This window comes from Actinoplanes subtropicus (assembly GCF_000721705.1).
GTDB classification, from domain to species: Bacteria; Actinomycetota; Actinomycetes; order Mycobacteriales; family Micromonosporaceae; genus Actinoplanes; species Actinoplanes subtropicus.
The window spans coordinates 224,608-241,464 of sequence record NZ_JOJL01000001.1 but is presented as its reverse complement, the minus strand read 5'-3'; the positions used below and the strand labels follow the sequence as shown (position 1 = coordinate 241,464).

Here is a 16,857-nt window from a genome sequence, read left to right as displayed (position 1 = left end):
CAGGCTAGAAGGCCGCGTCGAATCCGGGTATCCGACCGTCAGTCGAGTTCCGGCATCGCCACCGGCTGGGGCCGCGGCCGGCAGCTACCGCACTGCACGGCGTCCTCCACGACCAGGGCCTCCGCCCGGCCGCGCGCCTCCGACCGGATCACCTGCAGCAGGTACGGCCCGAAGCGCGCGTGATCCTCGCAGACCCCGCGGCCGCAGAAGCGACAGGACGCCCGCGCCGCCTTGGCGCAAAACCAGCAGAGCACTTTTCTCCTTTGAAGATCAGGTGATGATCGTCGGCGACGGCGAGACGGTCGGTGAGGTCGAGCGGGACGGCGACGATGACGGCGAGGGCGACGTCGACGGCGAGGTCGACGGGGACGCCGACGGTGAAGGCGAGGGCGAGCTCGAGGTCGTCGGTGGAACGGTCGTGGGCGTCGGCGTGGTGGTCGGCGGGCGGGTGGTGGTCGGCGGCGCCGTCGTGGTCACCGGGTTCGGCTGAGTGGTTCGGCGCGGCTGAGGAATCGTAGTCGGCACCGTGGCGGGCGGAACACTCACCGACGGGGTGCCCTCGGTCGACGGAACCGACGACGGCTGCTGGCTCGCCGACTCGCTCGGCCCGGCCGCCGGCGGTGTGACCACGACACCGTCGCCGCAGGTCAGGCCGCGGGACGTGGCATTGACCGGCACGCCGGCCACGGCTACGGATCCGGTGGACACGATCACCGCGCCCGGGTCGATGGCGTACCAGGCCTCGCCGGTGTTCTTGACATCGCCGGCATCGCCGGTGGGGCGGCGCACGTCCAGCGACAACGGCCGGTACGCCCCGCTGGTGCTGGTGGTGTCGGCCAGCAGGCGGCCGGAGTCGATGCCGAGGGTGCCGTGCGGGGCGCGTTCGCGGCCCGTGCCGGTCCAGAGCGCGCCCACGTTGGTCCGGGAATCGGCGCAGAGCACGATCGTGGACCCGCCCGAGAACGTCAGCCGCCCGGTGGACCGGGCCGGCACCTCGATCGACGCGCCCTCGCCGACGTAGCGCCGGCCGCCCTCGGCGAGCCTGGTCGTGGCGCCGCCGCCGACGATGGTGAGCGGGCCCCGGTCGGCCGTGACCAGCACCCGGTCGGTGGCCATCTCGGCCCAGACCGGGCCGGGCGCGAAGTTGGCCACGGTGAGCAGCAACGCGAGCAGCAGCAGGAGCAGGACGAGCCACCACATGCGGCGCTCGAACCAGCGGTCCACGTCCGGGTCCTCGGTGCCGTCGGGCGGCCCGGGCGGCACGGCGAGCGGCGGATAGACGCCGGCGCCGTGCACGCCGGAGGCCGTGACGGCCCGACCGGCCGGCCGCGGTGGGCCGGCCTTGACCAGGCTCGTCGCCCCGACCAGCGGCGGCAGGTCGGACGCGTCGGGAATCACCCAGAGCCGGACCGGCGTACGGGCCTCGGCCACCTCGCCGGGGTCGCCGTCGCCGACCGGGCCGATCAGGGTGCCGCGGCGCAGCTCGACGCCGTCCGGCATGGCGACGACTCCCGACTCGACGACGACCGCGTGGGTGGGCCCGGGCAGGATGACCGGCGCGCCCGGCTCCAGGTCGACGGGGTGCGCCCCGCCGATCAGCGCCAGCAGCTCGTCCTGCTCCAGCTCGGCCAGCGCGGGCGTGTCGGCGAACAGCGCCTCGGCCTCGCCGCGGTCGGTCGGCGGCGGCCCGGGCAGCGGCCCGATCACGGTCGCCGCCGTCGCGGCCGGCACGGTCAGCAGCGTGGTGCCGGCGGTGTGCCAGTTCAGCCGGGTGGGGCGGCCGGTCAGCGCGTTCGCCAGGCCGACCACGCCGCCGGGACCGACGTGGTGCCGGATGAGGCCGCCGGGATCGCCCGCCCGGCGGGCCTGCATGGCGCCGTCGACGACGACGTACACGGTCTGCTGGGGTCCGCCCGCGATGACCAGCTGGCGGCCGCTCGGCGGGCGCAGCCAGTGGGCCTGGGCGGCAAGGCCGGCCAGCGCCGGCTCGGGCAGGCCGCCCAGGTCGGAGGCGCGCAATGCGGCCAGCCGGCGCGGGGCGTCGGCCTCGCGGGCGCGTTCGGCGGAGCGCTCACGGAAGCGCCGCCACCACCGCGCCAGCCGGCCCGCGAGCAGGTAGAGGAGAGGTGCGCCGAGCCCGGCCAGGATGACCAGGAGCAGCGCCTGACCGCCGACACCGTTGTGCCAGAGGCCGGTGATCAATCCTTGGACGCGGTCGGCCCAGATCCGGTAGGCGAGGTTCGCGGCGATGGCCAGCCACAGCACGGCCAATACCCCGTACAGCGCAACGATTTTGCCCTCGACATCGAGGCCCGACCAAGCCGGCGGCCGGCGACGCAGCCGGCTGGTCACCCAGGAGATTCCGCGGGCCCGGAGATTCGGGATCTCCAGCCAGTCCATCAGCAGGTAGTAGCCGTCGAGCGCGAGGAACGGGTTCAGGTTGAACAGCCCGTTCAGATACCAGGCGAAGGAGAGTTTGAAGGCCAGCGGGCCGATCGCCGGGAACGCCAGGCCGGCCAGCTGCATCAGGCCGGCCAGCACCGCGCCGGTCAGCGGGCCGGCGGCGGTGACCAGGATCCGGGCCCGCCGGCCGGCCATCCAGACGTCGGTGGTGTCCACGAAGACCGACGGGATGCCGAAGTAGACCAGAAGGCCGGCGGAGGGCACCTCGCGGCCCGCGTGCTTGGTGGCCAGCGCGTGCCCGAGCTCGTGGCAGGCCAGCGCGAAGACGTTGAGCAGCAACAGCACGACCGCGCCGAGCAGGTACGAGCCGTGGGTCAGGAAGACCGCCTGGCTGCCCCGCCACCAGGTGGCCACGAAGATGCCGAAGCCGAGCACCGCGACGACCGACAGCACGATGGCGACGGCCTTGGCGAAGAAGATCCGGCCGACTGTCCGATAGAGGACCGAGACGAAGCCGTCGATGTCGACGACCATCATCCGGCGCCCGCGGACGGCCGCGAGCAGCCCGCTGCCGACCCGCTCGGGCAAAGCCTTGCGCTGCAACTGCTGCAGCGGCCGGAAGGCGTCGACCGGCAACTCGTCGAGCATCCGGTTGCCGGCCAGATCGGCCACGACCCGGCGGACCTGGTCGGGGGCGAGCCGGCCGGAGAGCCGGGCGAACTCGGCGACCAGCCGGGCCACCGTCTGCGTGCCGTCCATCATCAGGGCGAGCTGCCACTCCTGCGGAGTGAGCCGCAGATAGCAGGCGCGGCCGCCGTCGTCCGGCGAGCGGAGCATGACGTACGTGGAGCCGCGCACGCTGGTCAGCTCCGCCTGCTCGATGCCGGCACGCAGCGCCGGCCGGGCGCGGGCCGGGTTGAGCCGGTCGACGACCGCGCCCCACAGGCCGGGGTCGGCCGGGCCGAGAGGCTCACCCGGCGCACGCCCGGCCAGGGCCTCCCAGACACTGATCCGGGTCTCGACGTAGGTCACTCGGCACGGCCTTCCACTCGCGTTGGCGAATGGAGAGTAGGCGTTTCCACCGCTCAAGCGCGAGCCTCGAGGCTTGTCTCTCCCCCGGTCGCTCCCCCGGCGTCACTTCGCGGAGCCCAGGAATTTTAAAAGTCTGATGAAGCTGTACGAGGTCGGAAGTGTCTAGACTGCTTCAGCTTCTGATGAGCGTGTCGCCCAACCGGGTGGGCACCAGACCATGCCGCACCTGCCCGAAATGGACAAAATATGAGCAGCCAAGATCCTTACGGCCGGCCGCCCGGCGACGAGCCGGTTCCTCCGCCGCCTCCCTATGGTGCTCCGCCGCCGGGTGCCGGCTACCCGCCGCCGGGGCAGGGTTACCCGCCGCCCGGGCAGGGTTACCCGCCGCCCGGGCAGGGTTACCCGCCGCCGGGGCCCGGTTATCCACCGCCGGGGCAGGGTTACCCGCCGCCGGGTGGCGCGCCGGGAATGCCGCCGAATGCGGTGGGGCAGCCGGGCAGCCTGCTCGACCGGTTCGTGGCGCGTTTCATCGACGGCGTCATCGTCGGCGTCGTCAGCGTCGTCATCAACACCGTGCTCGCGATCATCTCGAACTCCTGGCTCCTCACCGGCTTCGTCTCCGCGGTGTTGACGGCGGCCATCTATCTCGGCTACTTCGCCTACTTCGAGTCCAGCCGCGGCCAGACGGTCGGCAAGATGGTGATGAAGCTCAAGGTGTTCGGCCCCGACCACGTCAGCAACCCGACGATGGAGCAGGCCATCCGCCGGAACGTCTGGACGGCGTTCGGCATCGCCGGCGTCATTCCGATCGTCGGCAGCCTGCTCGGCGGCCTGGCCGAGCTGGCGGCGGTCATCCTGATCGCCATCAACATCAACAGCGACCCCCAGCGCCAGCATTGGTTCGACAAGTTCGCCGGCGGCACCCAGGTCATCAAGATCGGCTGACCGCCGGCCGGCCCATGCTCGAGGCCGGCTTCCGCCTTTCGCTCGAGCATGGGCCGGCCGTGGTCGTCAGCGCGGCGGGGATGTCAACGCGAAGCTGCCGACGCGCCGGCACCGAGCCGGTGCGGGCCGGGCAGCGCGGCGGCCGCCGGTGCGCGAAGGTAGGTCAGCACGAGCTCCTCCAGACCGACGGGCTGCGCCTGCCATCCTCGCGGCGGTGCCACCTCCCGCCCGCGCCGTCGCACCAGCAGACGGGTCTGCGCCGGCGCGGCATAGCGGGCGACCACCTGCAGCCGGTCGGCGACCTCGACCGCCTCGCCGGTCGGTCCGCTCAGCAGCTGGTGCTCGGCGAGCAGGTCGTCGACGGCACCGGCGACCTGGACGTGGCCCGCGCTGAGCACGACGAGGTCGTCGCAGACCCGTTCGATCTCGGCGACGACGTGCGACGAGAAGATGACCGACATGCCCTCCTCCGCCACGGCGCTCATCAGCATGCCGAGAAAGTCGTGGCGAGCCAGCGGGTCCAACCGGGCGAGCGGTTCGTCGAGGACCAGCAACCGAGGCCGCTTGGCGAGGGCGAGCGCCAGCGCCAGCTGCGCCTGCTGGCCGCCGGAGAGGCGGCCGACTCGCCGGTCCAGGGGGATCTCCCGTTCGCGCAGTCGGCGGTACGCGGCGGCGGCATCCCACCGGCGGTTCAGCCTGCCGGTCAGCCGGACGATCTCGGCGACCCGCAGGCCGGTGTACAGCGGAGCGTCCTGCGCGACGAAACCCACCTCGGGCAGCACGGCGGCCGGCGGCCGGCCGAGCACCTCCACCCGCCCGCTGCTGGCCGCGGTCAACCCCACGGCCAGGTGCAGCAGCGTCGTCTTGCCCGCGGCGTTCCGCCCGATCAGCGCGGTCACCGGCCGGCGGGTACCGCCAGCGTGCACTCCCGCAGCGCCCACTGGCGGCCGTAGCGCTTGCCGAGGCGGAATGACTCGATCGCGTTCATGCCACGCCTCGCCGGCCGTTGGGCGGTGCCGCGGAACCGCGCTCGTGCAGCGCGTCGTCGACCAACGCGAGGATGCCGACGTCGTCCAGCCCGGCCTGCTCGGCGCTGCGCAGCCAGCGGTCCAGCGACCGGCGCAGGGCCGAGCGTTCCGGGGCCGCGATCGGCGCCACCGTGCCGGCGACGAACGTGCCGACCCCCGGCCGGCCCGCGGCGAGGCCACGGCGCTCCAGCTCCCGGTATGCCTTCAGCACGGTGTTGGGATTGATCGCCAGGTCGGCGACGAGATCCTTGACGCGCGGCAGCTGGTCGCCGTGCTTGAGGTAGCCCAGTCGTAGCGCCTGCTCGACCTGCTGGACGAGCTGCAGGTAGGTCGGAACGCCGGAGCGCTGGTCGAGCCGCAGCACGACCGGCGACACCCGGTCGGCGCCCGGCAGGTTGCTGCCATCACAGTCGCAAGCTAACCGGGCTCATCGGCACCGTCCAGGCGACCGCCCGGTGCCTGGGGGCCCGCACCATCGCGAAGGAACAGCTCCGCCGCGGTCGGCGCCGGCGGGGTCGCCGCGGAGGACACCACCGTCCAAAGCTTCGTCAGCAGTGTGTCGAGCCGCCGCTGACCCGCCGGCGACTGCTCGATGATCACCGGCCGGACCGGCGGCTCCGCCCGGAAGACCAACCGCACGGGTGCGTCCACGCCACGTCGCTCGAGCACCGCCGAAGCCTCTCGACGGACCGCGGTGAACGAGGTGCCCGTCCGGTCGGCCTGCCAGCGCACGCCACCTTCCTGCGACTGGTGCAGCAGGCTCGCCACGACCTGCTCCGCCGCGTCCGGTTCGCCGGTCATCGCCGGCGCGCCAGCCGGACGGTCGCCAGGACCAGCACCGCGCCGACGCCGAGCGCGATCGCGGCCTGCGCGAGCTGGAGCTGCCAGTACCGGCCGGCGGCCTGATAGCTGACCCAGTAGGTGTACCGGTGCTCGGCGAGCCACGGCCCCGGGTCCTTGCCGGCCCCGGCCCGCGCGATGTCGTCCCACAGCGAGCTGACCTCCGATCCGTTCAGCCGCCCGCCATCCGGGCCGACGTACCAACCACGCAACAGCCACGCACCGGCCAGTCGCGGACCTGCCGCCCGGTCGGCCGCGGTGTTCAGCGTGCCCAGGCCGGTACCGCTGGGGGCGGACGACATCGACCTCGCGCCGACGCCGAGCAGCGCGCTGTGCAGCCACCACAGGTCGACCGCCGCGACGGCGCCCAGCACCGCGGCGGCGAGCCCCATCGCCTCGACGGTACGCCCGACGAGCAGGCCGATCAGCGTGCCGGCCGCCACGGCGCACAGCGTCCAGGCGGGCAGCGTGACGGCCGAGTCGTTGAACGGCCCGCTCTGCCACCGGCTGCTGAGCCCGACGGCCTCCAGCGGCTGCGCATACCAGGCGGCGAGGCCGCCGAGCCCGGCGCTGAGCAGCACCGCCGTACCGCCGAGGACGGCAAGCTTGCCGAGCAGCCAACGGCGACGCCCCACCCCCTGGGTCCAGGCGAAGCGGAACGTGCCGGACTCCAGCTCCCGGGCGAGCAGCGGGGCACCGACGAAGACGCCGAGCAGCACGGGCAGCACCAGCAGCGCGGCGTCGGCCGCGCTGAGGCCGCCGGTCGCGGCGCCCATGGCGTCGAGCAGCCGCGGACAGTCGCCGGTCGGCCGGGCCGAGTCGCAGCCGGCGGCCAGCACTTCCCGGTAGGAACAGACCCCGCCGCACGATGTCGATCGCCTGAGTGCCGATGGAACCGGTCGATCCGAGCAGAACGAGGTCACGCTTGCGCCTGTCTTCCCGGACGCGACCGGGGTATAGGGAGGCGGTGGGTCGGCTTTGGCGAGCGGTGTTCGGACCGCTACAGGGACGCGACGTGGCGCTGCGGGCAGCGGCGGTCACCTTCTACGGCGGCATCGCGGTGGTGCCAATCGCGCTGCTGGCGATCTGGGCGACCGGCCGGCTCGCCGGCGCCGACCGGGTGCGGCGGCTGACCGGGCACACCATCGCGGCGCTGCCCTCCGCCATCGGCGCGCCGCGGGCGCTGGCCGAGCTGATCGAGGCGGGGCTGCATCTGACACCGACCTTCGCGCTGGCCAGTCTGCTACCGGCGACGCTTTACGGCGAGGGACTGCGCCGCGCCTTCGTCTCGCTGCGCGAGCCGGACGCCAAGGACGTCGCAGTGGGCTGGAAGGGCCGGTTGCTCTGGCTGCCGCCGCTGGCGGCCGCGCCGGCGCTGCTGCTTGCGATGTTTCTCGCGCTTCCAGGGACAAGTTCCTACTGGGTACGCGGCGGGTGGTCCGCCGTGCTGGCCGTGGTGCTCTCGTTCCTGGCCTGCTGGCTGGTGCTGACGCCGGTGGTGATCTGGGTGTACCGCTACGTCGCCCCGGGCCGCCCGCACTGGCCGGCCACGGTGCTGGTCGGCTCGTTCACGGCCGCCAACCTGTCCGGTTTCCTGCACGGCTTCGTGCTGTTCTGCTCGCTGCCGCTCGACCTGGGCGCCCCGTTCGGCGGCTTCACCGAGATCGGCGGCATGGTCGCGGTCGGCCTGTGGCTCTACCTGCTGCACGTGGTCCTGCTGGCCGGTTACGCCGCGATATGGAGCCTGACCGCCCGCCTCACTCCTGGTCCAGCAAGTCAGCCGGATTGACCGTGAACGGGACCGGTTCTGTCATGGCGAACGTCCCGCCCGCCGCCGCGGCGACGATCGGGCGACACTCTCCGTCGACGAGGTTTGTGCAGGACGATGGCGGGAATGCCGTTACGAAAATCGATGCGCATGAAGTACGGAACAGCGGCAGCGGCATACCTCCCGCGGGCGGTCGATCAGATCCTTCCGCCAAGCTGAAACACGAACTACGCCCCCGACGACCATCGATCCGCTCCGATGGGCTTACCATTCGGCGCCGCAACGGTCGCAGATCGTCGAGAAGTCCGTGACAGGCGTTCGCTGGCAGATCACGCAGACATGGCCACCGCAGTGGTAACAGGTCATCGAGGCGCTGTCGGCGAGGTCCAAGACTCTGCCGGGATTGGCCTGGTGAATTGCTTTCTCCCTCGACTCACAGCCGTCATGGCAGCGCCCGTCCGGGCCGGCTGGCTTCTGCGGCGGATACACCGTGGTCCGCGTCGGCCGAGGCGTGCACCGCCCGCATCCGCGCGGGTGCTGGCCGTGAGGACAGCACCGCGCCGGCGGGAGGTCCGAGCTGTTGTCCGGGCGTAGGTATTCGGCGGGGCCTTCGGCTGGCCAGAGCCGGTATGCGCAGTTGTAGCAGTTGGTGTGCATGTGCCAGTTGAGCGTCGCCCTGGTCACGGTGGCCGTAGCGGGGATCAACGCACCGCACACCGTCTTGATGCCGTCTCGGGTGACGTGCAACCTGCCGTTTCTTCAACCGCGCGATCGCCATAGGCGTGCGCGTCGCTCCGGCCGCCGTTGTGGTGCCCTCGTTCATACCGGGCACCGTACGGGCAGGGTCTGACGAAATCCGGATACCACCGAAGGCTATTACCGCGATTGAGTGACACCCCGCAGATGCCGCTACTGGACAGGCCGTCACGACGGCGGCCAGGGCCGCCGTCGTGGATCGCTATGAGTTGGCCTCAAGCCGTCGAGGACCAGCTCATCGCGAACGGGCACGCCTGGCCGAACGGCGACCCCCGTCACGGGCAATCGATGTCACCCAGGTCTGGTCAGTCGCCCTTCGCCATTGCATGCGCGAAGTAGCTGTCCGGCCCAAACCCGCTGTCGTCGTCGATCCCGCGCGCTTCGTAGTCGTCGTCCTCGTCCCTCTCGAAAACTTCGTCCCACATCTCCGCCCAGGAGTACCCGGGAAAGTCGCTCCGGCTGTAGCCGTAGTCGGCGAGTTCCTCCAGTAGCCGCTCTTTGCGCTCCTTGCGGAGTGTCCTTTCATTCCCGGCCCAATGCTCATGGTCGTCGCACATCAGTACCGGTTCATCCGGATCCACCCGACGCTTTTTGAGGTCTTTGAGCACCTGTTGCTGTTCCGGGCTTGCCGGCATCATGCGGAGTTCGGTCTTCTTGCGATGGCAGGGCGCGCACAGCAGCTGCAGGTTGACCGGATCCGGAGAGTCGCCCTCGATATGGTCGATCTCCTCACCCGGGCCGCCGCAGCTGCGACACCGCCCCTGATCCCGGTCCCACACCAGCTGACGAGTTCGGCTGGAGAGCTGGCGCGCCCGCGTGGCGTAGCCGCCGGCAAGAAGGTGCGCAAGTCTGGTCCGCAACGCATAGCGGACGTCGGGTCGGTCAATGCGACCGTCGCGAACGATGCCGCGCCAGTACCGGATCGTCTCGGCGGTCTGCCGGCACAGTTCGGAGCAGAACAATCGTTCGATCTGCTCCGGCAACGGCCGAAGGCAGTTCGCACAGTGATCGGGAAGGAGGTGTCGTGGGGCCGTGTCTGATGTGTGACGGCGAGCTGCGGTGTACGACTCACCGGTAAGTGCCATCCGGTCTCGTGCGTCCCTTTTTGCCCGTCGGTTCGCGGTCATGCCTGTCTCCAAGCGGACTGGATCCCACGACTCCAGTCGCATGCTCGAAGGCACGACGGAAGTCCAACTGCACGAGTCGGAGACCCTTGTCCTTCGCGCCGGTTCGTCGTGGGCGAGGCCGGCTTGGAGGCGGGCAGGTGCCGCTGCCGGAGGTCAGCGTAACGCCGGCTCCCCGTCCTGCCTAGCTTGGTCACCGAAGAGGTCACCGTTGCCCCAGATGTCTACAACGCGCACGTCGGCGTCGAACTGGCCGCCGCCGGTTGTCGGCAGACACCGCGGGTCTCACCCAGGCGTCGTGACTGGATCGTGGCACGAACTACCGGTCTCAGGCGCCTCTGGAGACGGCGAAGCCACGTAGTTCGACATTGAAGTGGCCTTGTAGACCGACCGGCCATGAGCAAGCCGTAACTCATACCGAACACACAAACACCCCGGAGATGATCTCTGCCGGGGTGTTTTGCCTGGTGGGCGATACTGGGATCGAACCAGTGACCTCTTCCGTGTCAAGGAAGCGCGCTCCCGCTGCGCCAATCGCCCTTGGCTTTCGCCGAGGTGGAGACGGGATTTGAACCCGTGTACACGGCTTTGCAGGCCGTTGCCTCGCCTCTCGGCCACTCCACCGAGGCGGCCCCGCACTAACCTGTGAAGGCCTCTCCGAGCGGACGACGGGATTCGAACCCGCGACCCTCACCTTGGCAAGGTGATGCGCTACCAGCTGCGCTACGTCCGCTTGTCTCCCGGAGGGCGTTGCACTCCCCGGCGACGGATGAAACCTTAGCCTGTCGCCGGGCGGCTTGCCAAACCGGGGTCCCTCGGCGAGTCGCGCCGGAGGTTATCCACAGGCCGAGAAACTCCCGAGCGGGCCGGGAGTCCGGCGGTGTTGGATGGCTCCATGAACTTCCGGCAGATCACGGCGGCGGAGCGCACCGCGACGATGTTCCCGCTGCAGGCGTATGCGTTCATGCCGTCACCGTGGACGGCGGAGGACGAGGAGGCCTACCGCGGGCGGATGCGGTTCTTCGAGACGACCCTGACGCTCATCGCCGAGGAGGACGGCCAGGCCCTGGCCGGCGTCGCCGCGCTCCGGATGCGGCAGAACGTTCGCGGCCTGGTGCACGACATGGCGGGCGTGGCGTCGGTCTCGTCGCATCCGATGGCGCGGCGCCGCGGGCTGGTGCGTGAGCTGCTGGAACGGCTGCTGCGGCAGACCCGGGAGGAGGGTTGTGCCGTGAGCGCGCTCTACCCCTTCCGCCCGAGCTTCTACGCGCGGTTCGGGTTCGTCGGCGTGCCACGGCATCGCACGGCGACCTTCACCCCGGAGGGGCTGGCCCATCTGCTGCGGGCCGATTTGCCGGGCGAGGTCGAGCGGCTGTCGATGAGCGACGGCTTCGCCGCGTGGCAGGGGCTGCAGCAGCAGCTTCTCACCCGGCGGCACGGGTTCGCGGTCTTCGACGACGTGCGGTCCGCCGAGTTCCGGGAGGACGAGTATTGGGTCGCCGTGGCCCGGTCCGGCGGCGAGGTGGTGGGCGCGGTGCGCTACCAGGTGGATCGTCACGGCGGCGACCTGATCGCCTCCCACCTGCTCTGCGCCGGGTCGCTCGGGCGGGCGCTGCTCCTGCAGTTCTTCGCCCGGCACGTCGACCAGGTGGCCCAGATCGTCGTGCGGCTCAGCACCGACGAGGTGCCCGAGCTCTGGGGCACCGACATGCAGGTGTCGACCGAGGGCAGCGTCGCCAATCCGACGGAGAATGCGCCGATGGTGCGCGTGCTCGACGTCGAGGCGCTGGCCGGCACGCCGGTGGGGCCGGGCGCGATCACGATCGAGATCCCCGACGAGCTGATCGGCGGGGTCTGGCAGCTGGAATCGGCCGGCGGCGCCCTGACGGTCGCCAAGGGCAGTGCACCGTCGGTCACCCTGAGCGCGGCGGGCTTCAGCGCGCTTGTGTACGGGGTGCTCGACCCGGTGGAGGTCGTCGCCCGCGGGCTGGGCTCGGTCCCGGCGGCGGCGATCCCCACTTTGTCCACGATGTTTCCCCGCGAGATGCCCTATCTCGTGGCCGACTTCTGACCGGAGGTGATGACGAGTCAGCCCTGTAGTGCTTGCTGCACGGCCGGGTCCCGGGGAGACGGGATCGCGGGCGGCCGGTTGCGGATGGCGTCCCAGACGGCCTTGCCGCTGGCGAAGTAGTCGCGGACGGATTTCTCGACCAGCAGCGTGGCCGGGCAGTGGCAGCGGGCGATCACGCCCTCGGCGTGGATGCCCACGTACCGGCACAGGGTCACGGCGCGGTTGACGTGGAAGGACTGGGTGACGACCAGAGCGCGGGTGACGCCGTAGACGTCGCGGGCGCGGATGCAGGTGTCGTAGGTGTCGAGGCCGTAGGGGTCGGTGACGATGCGGCGGGCGTCCACGCCGAGCGTGGTCAGGTAGGCGGCCATGGCGGCGGGTTCGTCGCCGGAGCCGCCGTTGCTGTCGCCGGAGACCAGGATCACCCGGGCCTTGCCGGCCTTGACCAGGGCGGCCGCGGTTTCCAGGCGGCCGGCCAGGCGCGGGGACGGCCGGCCGCCGACGGTCACCTCGGTGCCGAGGACGATCGCCACGTCGGCCGTGGGTGCGTCGGCCTCGGTGTGGATGTGGCCGCGGGCGGCGAGCACGGTCCAGGCCCAGGGTGCACTGACGACGAGGAGCGCGGCGATCGCGGCCGCGGCGACCAGGAGTACGCGGCGGCGCCGCCGGACGAGCCTCATGATGCCGCGAGCCTAACCAGCCGCCGCCAACCCGCCCGGTACGGCGGCCGCCTGCAAAACGGACGCGGGCAGGCAGACGCGGCACGGCAAGCGCGGGCACGGGCGCCGCAAAGGCGGGCACGGCAAGCGCGGGCACGGCAAGCGCGGGCACGGCAAGCGCGGGCACGGCAAGCGCGGGCACGGCAAGCGCGGGCACAGGCACGGCAAGCGCGAGCACGGGCACGGCAAGCGCGAGCACGGGCACGGCAAGCGCGAGCACGAGCACGAGCACAGGAAGCGCGGGCACGAGCACGGCAAGCGCGGGCACGAGCACAGGAAGCGCGGGCACGAGCACGGCAAGCGCGAGCACGAGCACAGGAAGCGCGGGCACGAGCACAGGAAGCGCGGGCACGAGCACGGCAAGCGCGGGCACGGGCACGGCAAGCGCGGGCGGGCGAAATGCCCGCGTCACGCACGGCCGCTGCTGAGAGTCAGGCCGACGGGCGGCTGACCTTGGCCGCGCGGGCCGAGCGGGGAGTCGACGCGGAGGCTGAGGCGGGAGCTGGTGCCTCGGCGGGAGCTGAGTGCGGGGCGGGAGCTGAGTGCGGGGCGGGAGCTGAGTGCAGGGCGGGAGCTGGGTGCGGGGCGGGAGCTGGGGCCGGAGCAGGCGCCGGGCGGTCGCCGAGCAGAGCTGAACCCAAGGGCGTGAGCGTGTGCAGCACCGCCTTGCCCACGCGACTCGTCTGGATCAGCCGGGCCTCCCGCAGCACCGCCGTGTGCTGGCTGACCGAGGCTGGGCTCACCCCGACCCTGCGGGCCAGCTCCGACGTGGTACTCCCGTCGCGGATCGACTCCAGGACCGACGTTCGGGTCTGGCCGATCAACGCGGCCACCGACCCGCCGTTCACACCGGGCCCGGCGGCCCAGAAGACGGCCGGATCGCGTTCGACCGGGTAGACCAGCACCGGCGGGAGCGTGGGGTCGCGCAGCACGTCGGGCGAGCCCCACGAGAAGTAGGACGGGACCAGCACCAGGCCTCGGCCGTCCAGCTCGATCGTCTGCTCGAACGGGGTATCCGCCTCCAGCACCGGCGAGCTCCAGCGCATCATCGGGCGGAAACTCTCCAGCAGACCCTCGACGCCGTGCTCCAGCAGGGCCCGGGCTCGGCGGGCCCGGTCCGCCTCGACGTTGGCCTGGGCCTCCGGCCAGAACGGCGCCACCGCGACCTCGTAGTGCGACCGCATCGCCGCGGCGACCCGATCGAGCACCGCCTCGTCGCCCTCGACCGGGCGGCGCATCCACCACGGTGCGGGCTCCCCCGGACGGGCCGGCTCGGTCATCTCCTGCCGGAGCCGGGTGGCCGACGTGGAGAGGATCGCGTAGGACGGATCTTGCCGGCCCTCCGCCGGGGTGCGGAAGTCGGGGTAGTACGCCCCGCGGACCAGCGGCAACAGGATGTCCAGGTCGGCCCGGCGGGTGTTGCGGATGACCTGCTCGCGCCACGAACCGGAGATCGGCGTCTGGCCGGTTCGCATCAGCCGGACCACGCTGAAGACGGTCTCCCACATCGGGTCCGGATCGCCGGCCATGCGGACGCGGCCGATGTCGTCCGGCGTGAAGATGACGCGCAGCACGTCGGCCCCTCCGGATTACCTTGCAGTAGGGCAAGCATATCCGGGCATGACACGGCCACCCACTCCGACAAAGCGGGCTGAAAACGTATTAACAGGCGCCGAGCCGCCGCCGCACGCGCCCCGCTGGGACGATCCCCCGTCGTTTCAACCGCCACGGCGGCGTGCACGCCCGGTGGCCGGCTCGACCCAACGACGATCGCGGCAACCTCGGCCGCGCTCAAGACGTTTAACGTCTCGCTGAATAGTGACTACTATATCCATCCCGGTTCATGCCCGGACGACGCCAATGTCCGGAAAAAGAGGCTCCCCAGAACGTCAGCGCCGCGGAGGCCGAAAACGTCACACCCGCCCGGCATCATGGAGCCATGTCGACCGCCACGATCTACGCCGAGTTCGCGGCCCGCGAGTGTCATGACGTCTCCCCCGCGTACGAAAGCCTCTCGATCGCCGTTGCTCGCGACCGCGAGATGATCGCCCGCCTGGAGACCCTGCCGCCCGCGAAGCGTCAGCCGAACCTGCTGTTCGCGGCCGTGCGGTTCCTCGACGGCCCGGTCACCGACCCGGGCGCATTCCTCGGCTTCGCCACCGAGCGCTGGCCGGAGGTCGCCGCCGAGATGCTGGTGCGGGCCACCCAGACCAACGAGGTCGGCCGCTGCGCGCTGCTGCTGCCGGTGCTCGCCGAGCTGCCGCAACCGCTCGCGCTGCTCGAGGTCGGCGCCTCGGCCGGCCTCAATCTCTTCCTCGATCGTTATTCCTACCAATATTCGGACGAACGCCTGGGGACCGGCGAACCGCTGCTGGAGTGCACGCTGACCGGCCGCGAGGCGCCCACCCGGCGGCCCGAGGTGGTCTGGCGGGCCGGCCTCGACCTGCACCCGCGCGACGTCACCGACCCGGCCGACCGCCGCTGGCTCGAGTCGCTGATCTGGCCCGAGCACGACCACCGCCGCGAACGCCTCACCGCCGCCGCGCGGGTCGCCGCCGCCGACCCCCCGCTGCTGCTCGCCGGCGACCTGGTCGACGACCTGCCCGCGCTGGCCGCGCAGGCACCCGGGCACGCCACGCTCGTCGTCTTCCACACCTCGGTGCTCTACCAGGTGCCGGATCGGCCTCGTAAGACCTTCGTCGATCTCGTACGCAGTCTGCCCGGTCATTGGGTCGCCGTGGAGAAACCCGACATTCTGCCGTACGACGACCTGCCGAACCCGCCGGACGAGACCCTGCACAACGTGCTGGCCCTGGACGGCCGGCCGCTCGCCTGGTGCCGCCCACACGGCCAGGGCATGGTCTGGTTCTAGACGCGGCCGCGCGGTTCCAGGGTGAGCTGGCCCGGATGCTGCGGGAAGTCGTCGACGAGGGTGGCTGATTATGGTGGGCTCATGCCAAGCCGATTCGGCGCCGACCGGGAGTGGGGTGAGCGTGCCGCCCGGATGTTGCGGCTGGTCGCGGGGCGGGGCGCGGAACCGACCGAGGACGAGCTGGCGGCGCTGCGGGCCGGGCTCATGCGGCGGGACGAACCGGTCGCCGCGCTGCTGAGGGCGGTCGGGATCAAGGAGCTGCGCCGGGGCGAGGCGCCGGAGGTGCGGGCCTTCGTCGAGAGCCTGCACGATCGGCCGGCGTGGGTGGACGATCGGCTGCTCGAACGTGGCGCGCGGGCCTGCCGGTCGTACGGCATGGACGCCGGCCTGGTGCTGGCCTACGGTTCGCTGCTCGGCGGGTATCGCACGGCCGCGGCGCTCGAGCCGCTGGTGCGCACCGCGCGGCTCACCGGCGGCGAGACGCTGCGCCGGATCCAGGAGACGACGACCTGGTGGCGGGCGGTGACCGCGCCCGGCGGCCTGGCGCCCGGCGGCGAGGGCTTCCGGCTGACCCTGCACGTACGGTTCATGCACGCGATGGTCAACGCCCAGTTGGAGGCGGACCCGTCCTGGGAGTGGGCCGAGCGCGGCGTGCCGGTCAACCAGTACGACCAGGCTTCCACCCTGGGCGTGTTCAGCACCAGCTTCCTGCTCCACCTGCGCCTTCTGGGGGTACGCGTGAGCAGGGCCGACGCCCGCGCGGTGATGCACCTCTGGTCCTATGTGGGCTGGCTGCTGGGCGTGGACGACGACTGGCTGCCGCACGACGAACGCCGCGGGCGCCGGTTGCTGTACCACTTCCTGGCCTACGACCCACCGCCCGACCGGAACAGCGTGGGGCTGGCGTACGCGCTGATCCACATGTACGACGACGTGCCCGGCTGGCGCGCCCGCTACGAACGGGAGCGGGCCCTGTCGGTCGGCTCCTGGCTGCTCGGCCCGGGGGCGATGAGCGATCTGGGCTTGCCGTACCGTCCGCCGTGGTACGGCCTCGCCCGGGTGGCGGCGAATCTCGTGATCAGCCAGGGGCTCGGCCGGCTGCCCGGCGGCCGCTCGATGCTGCTCGCCCGCGCGGAACGCCAGGCCCGGGCCCAGTTCGCCCGCTGGGGCGAAGACCTGTCACCTCCCGGACGAATCGGCGACCTGGGCCGGGCTCCTCAGTAAACTTTGCTGGTCGCGCGGCTCGCATCCGTCAGACCCCTAGGGACTCGGCGGGGGCGGACGCACTGCTTAATGGGA

14 protein-coding genes and 3 tRNA genes are annotated in these 16,857 nt (G+C 71.7%); 5 read left to right on the top strand and 12 right to left on the bottom strand.

Annotated elements, in window-relative coordinates; translation table 11 throughout:
* Window positions 1-38: 38 nt before the first annotated feature.
* Together IH26_RS0101150 and IH26_RS55305 are read right to left on the bottom strand one after the other, a co-directional pair.
* Complete coding sequence (locus IH26_RS0101150) at window positions 39-254, bottom strand: hypothetical protein (protein ID WP_030434182.1); 216 nt, start codon at window positions 252-254, stop codon at window positions 39-41.
* 16 nt (window positions 255-270) lie between these two features.
* Window positions 271-3,435 carry a cyclic nucleotide-binding protein gene (locus IH26_RS55305; RefSeq protein WP_030434181.1) on the bottom strand — a complete coding sequence of 1,055 codons (3,165 nt, stop codon included), beginning with the start codon at window positions 3,433-3,435 and terminating at the stop codon, window positions 271-273.
* Window positions 3,436-3,903: 468 nt separating this feature from the next.
* On the opposite strand from IH26_RS55305, the gene IH26_RS0101140 reads away from it, so the two are divergent.
* On the top strand, window positions 3,904-4,380 hold the full coding sequence (locus IH26_RS0101140) for an RDD family protein (protein ID WP_030434180.1): 477 nt from the start codon (window positions 3,904-3,906) through the stop codon (window positions 4,378-4,380).
* A gap of 83 nt (window positions 4,381-4,463) precedes the next feature.
* Here the strand turns inward: IH26_RS0101140 and IH26_RS52905 are convergent, their stop codons facing one another.
* The 4 genes from IH26_RS52905 to IH26_RS52900 all read right to left on the bottom strand — a co-directional run bounded on the left by IH26_RS52905 (window position 4,464) and on the right by IH26_RS52900 (window position 7,087).
* Window positions 4,464-5,279, bottom strand: coding sequence for an ATP-binding cassette domain-containing protein (locus IH26_RS52905; RefSeq protein ID WP_245664861.1), 816 nt, complete (start codon window positions 5,277-5,279; stop codon window positions 4,464-4,466).
* Window positions 5,280-5,364: 85 nt separating this feature from the next.
* Window positions 5,365-5,772, bottom strand: a complete 408-nt coding sequence (locus IH26_RS0101130; RefSeq protein ID WP_030434179.1) for a GntR family transcriptional regulator — start codon at window positions 5,770-5,772, stop codon at window positions 5,365-5,367.
* 53 nt (window positions 5,773-5,825) lie between these two features.
* Window positions 5,826-6,209 (bottom strand): hypothetical protein, encoded by a 384-nt coding sequence (locus tag IH26_RS0101125; RefSeq protein WP_030434178.1) that lies wholly within the window; start codon window positions 6,207-6,209, stop codon window positions 5,826-5,828.
* The gene (locus tag IH26_RS52900) at window positions 6,206-7,087 is read right to left on the bottom strand and encodes an ABC transporter permease subunit (protein WP_034213172.1); all 882 of its coding nucleotides are present in this window, start codon (window positions 7,085-7,087) and stop codon (window positions 6,206-6,208) included. Before IH26_RS52900 ends, IH26_RS0101125 begins: the two co-directional genes overlap by 4 nt.
* Before the next feature lie 176 nt (window positions 7,088-7,263).
* Between IH26_RS52900 and IH26_RS0101115 the strand changes: the two genes are divergently transcribed.
* Complete coding sequence (locus tag IH26_RS0101115) at window positions 7,264-8,037, top strand: YhjD/YihY/BrkB family envelope integrity protein (RefSeq protein WP_342668242.1); 774 nt, start codon at window positions 7,264-7,266, stop codon at window positions 8,035-8,037.
* A gap of 1,040 nt (window positions 8,038-9,077) precedes the next feature.
* On the opposite strand, the gene IH26_RS0101110 is transcribed toward IH26_RS0101115, so the two are convergent.
* The 4 genes from IH26_RS0101110 to IH26_RS0101095 form a co-directional block, all read right to left on the bottom strand.
* Window positions 9,078-9,755 carry an HNH endonuclease gene (locus tag IH26_RS0101110; protein ID WP_211268540.1) on the bottom strand — a complete coding sequence of 226 codons (678 nt, stop codon included), beginning with the start codon at window positions 9,753-9,755 and terminating at the stop codon, window positions 9,078-9,080.
* A 606-nt stretch (window positions 9,756-10,361) separates the two neighbouring features.
* Window positions 10,362-10,436 (bottom strand) — tRNA-Val (locus IH26_RS0101105).
* 13 nt (window positions 10,437-10,449) lie between these two features.
* Window positions 10,450-10,520, bottom strand: a tRNA-Cys gene (locus tag IH26_RS0101100).
* Between the two features lie 36 nt (window positions 10,521-10,556).
* A tRNA-Gly gene (locus tag IH26_RS0101095) sits at window positions 10,557-10,629 on the bottom strand.
* Between the two features lie 162 nt (window positions 10,630-10,791).
* Between IH26_RS0101095 and IH26_RS0101090 the strand changes: the two genes are divergently transcribed.
* Window positions 10,792-11,967 (top strand): GNAT family N-acetyltransferase, encoded by a 1,176-nt coding sequence (locus tag IH26_RS0101090; protein ID WP_030434175.1) that lies wholly within the window; start codon window positions 10,792-10,794, stop codon window positions 11,965-11,967.
* Between the two features lie 17 nt (window positions 11,968-11,984).
* On the opposite strand, the gene IH26_RS0101085 is transcribed toward IH26_RS0101090, so the two are convergent.
* Window positions 11,985-12,647: a SanA/YdcF family protein gene (locus tag IH26_RS0101085; protein ID WP_030434174.1), complete on the bottom strand. Its 663-nt coding sequence runs from the start codon at window positions 12,645-12,647 to the stop codon at window positions 11,985-11,987.
* Window positions 12,648-13,117: 470 nt separating this feature from the next.
* Window positions 13,118-14,260, bottom strand: a complete 1,143-nt coding sequence (locus IH26_RS0101080; RefSeq protein WP_063763627.1) for an ArsR/SmtB family transcription factor — start codon at window positions 14,258-14,260, stop codon at window positions 13,118-13,120.
* A gap of 365 nt (window positions 14,261-14,625) precedes the next feature.
* Between IH26_RS0101080 and IH26_RS0101075 the strand changes: the two genes are divergently transcribed.
* Together IH26_RS0101075 and IH26_RS0101070 are read left to right on the top strand one after the other, a co-directional pair.
* A complete protein-coding gene (locus IH26_RS0101075) occupies window positions 14,626-15,558 on the top strand; it encodes a DUF2332 domain-containing protein (protein ID WP_030434172.1) in 933 nt (310 codons plus the stop codon).
* Window positions 15,559-15,639: 81 nt separating this feature from the next.
* Complete coding sequence (locus tag IH26_RS0101070) at window positions 15,640-16,782, top strand: oxygenase MpaB family protein (protein WP_051807191.1); 1,143 nt, start codon at window positions 15,640-15,642, stop codon at window positions 16,780-16,782.
* Window positions 16,783-16,857: the final 75 nt, after the last annotated feature.

Coding starts and splice junctions, on each gene's coding strand:
- IH26_RS0101140 (WP_030434180.1), top strand. CDS start 3,904: ATGCCGCCGAATGCGGTGGGGCAGCCGGGCAGCCTGCTCGACCGGTTC.
- IH26_RS0101125 (WP_030434178.1), bottom strand. CDS start 6,209: ATGACCGGCGAACCGGACGCGGCGGAGCAGGTCGTGGCGAGCCTGCTG.
- IH26_RS0101090 (WP_030434175.1), top strand. CDS start 10,792: ATGAACTTCCGGCAGATCACGGCGGCGGAGCGCACCGCGACGATGTTC.
- IH26_RS0101085 (WP_030434174.1), bottom strand. CDS start 12,647: ATGAGGCTCGTCCGGCGGCGCCGCCGCGTACTCCTGGTCGCCGCGGCC.
- IH26_RS0101075 (WP_030434172.1), top strand. CDS start 14,626: ATGTCGACCGCCACGATCTACGCCGAGTTCGCGGCCCGCGAGTGTCAT.
- IH26_RS0101070 (WP_051807191.1), top strand. CDS start 15,640: ATGCCAAGCCGATTCGGCGCCGACCGGGAGTGGGGTGAGCGTGCCGCC.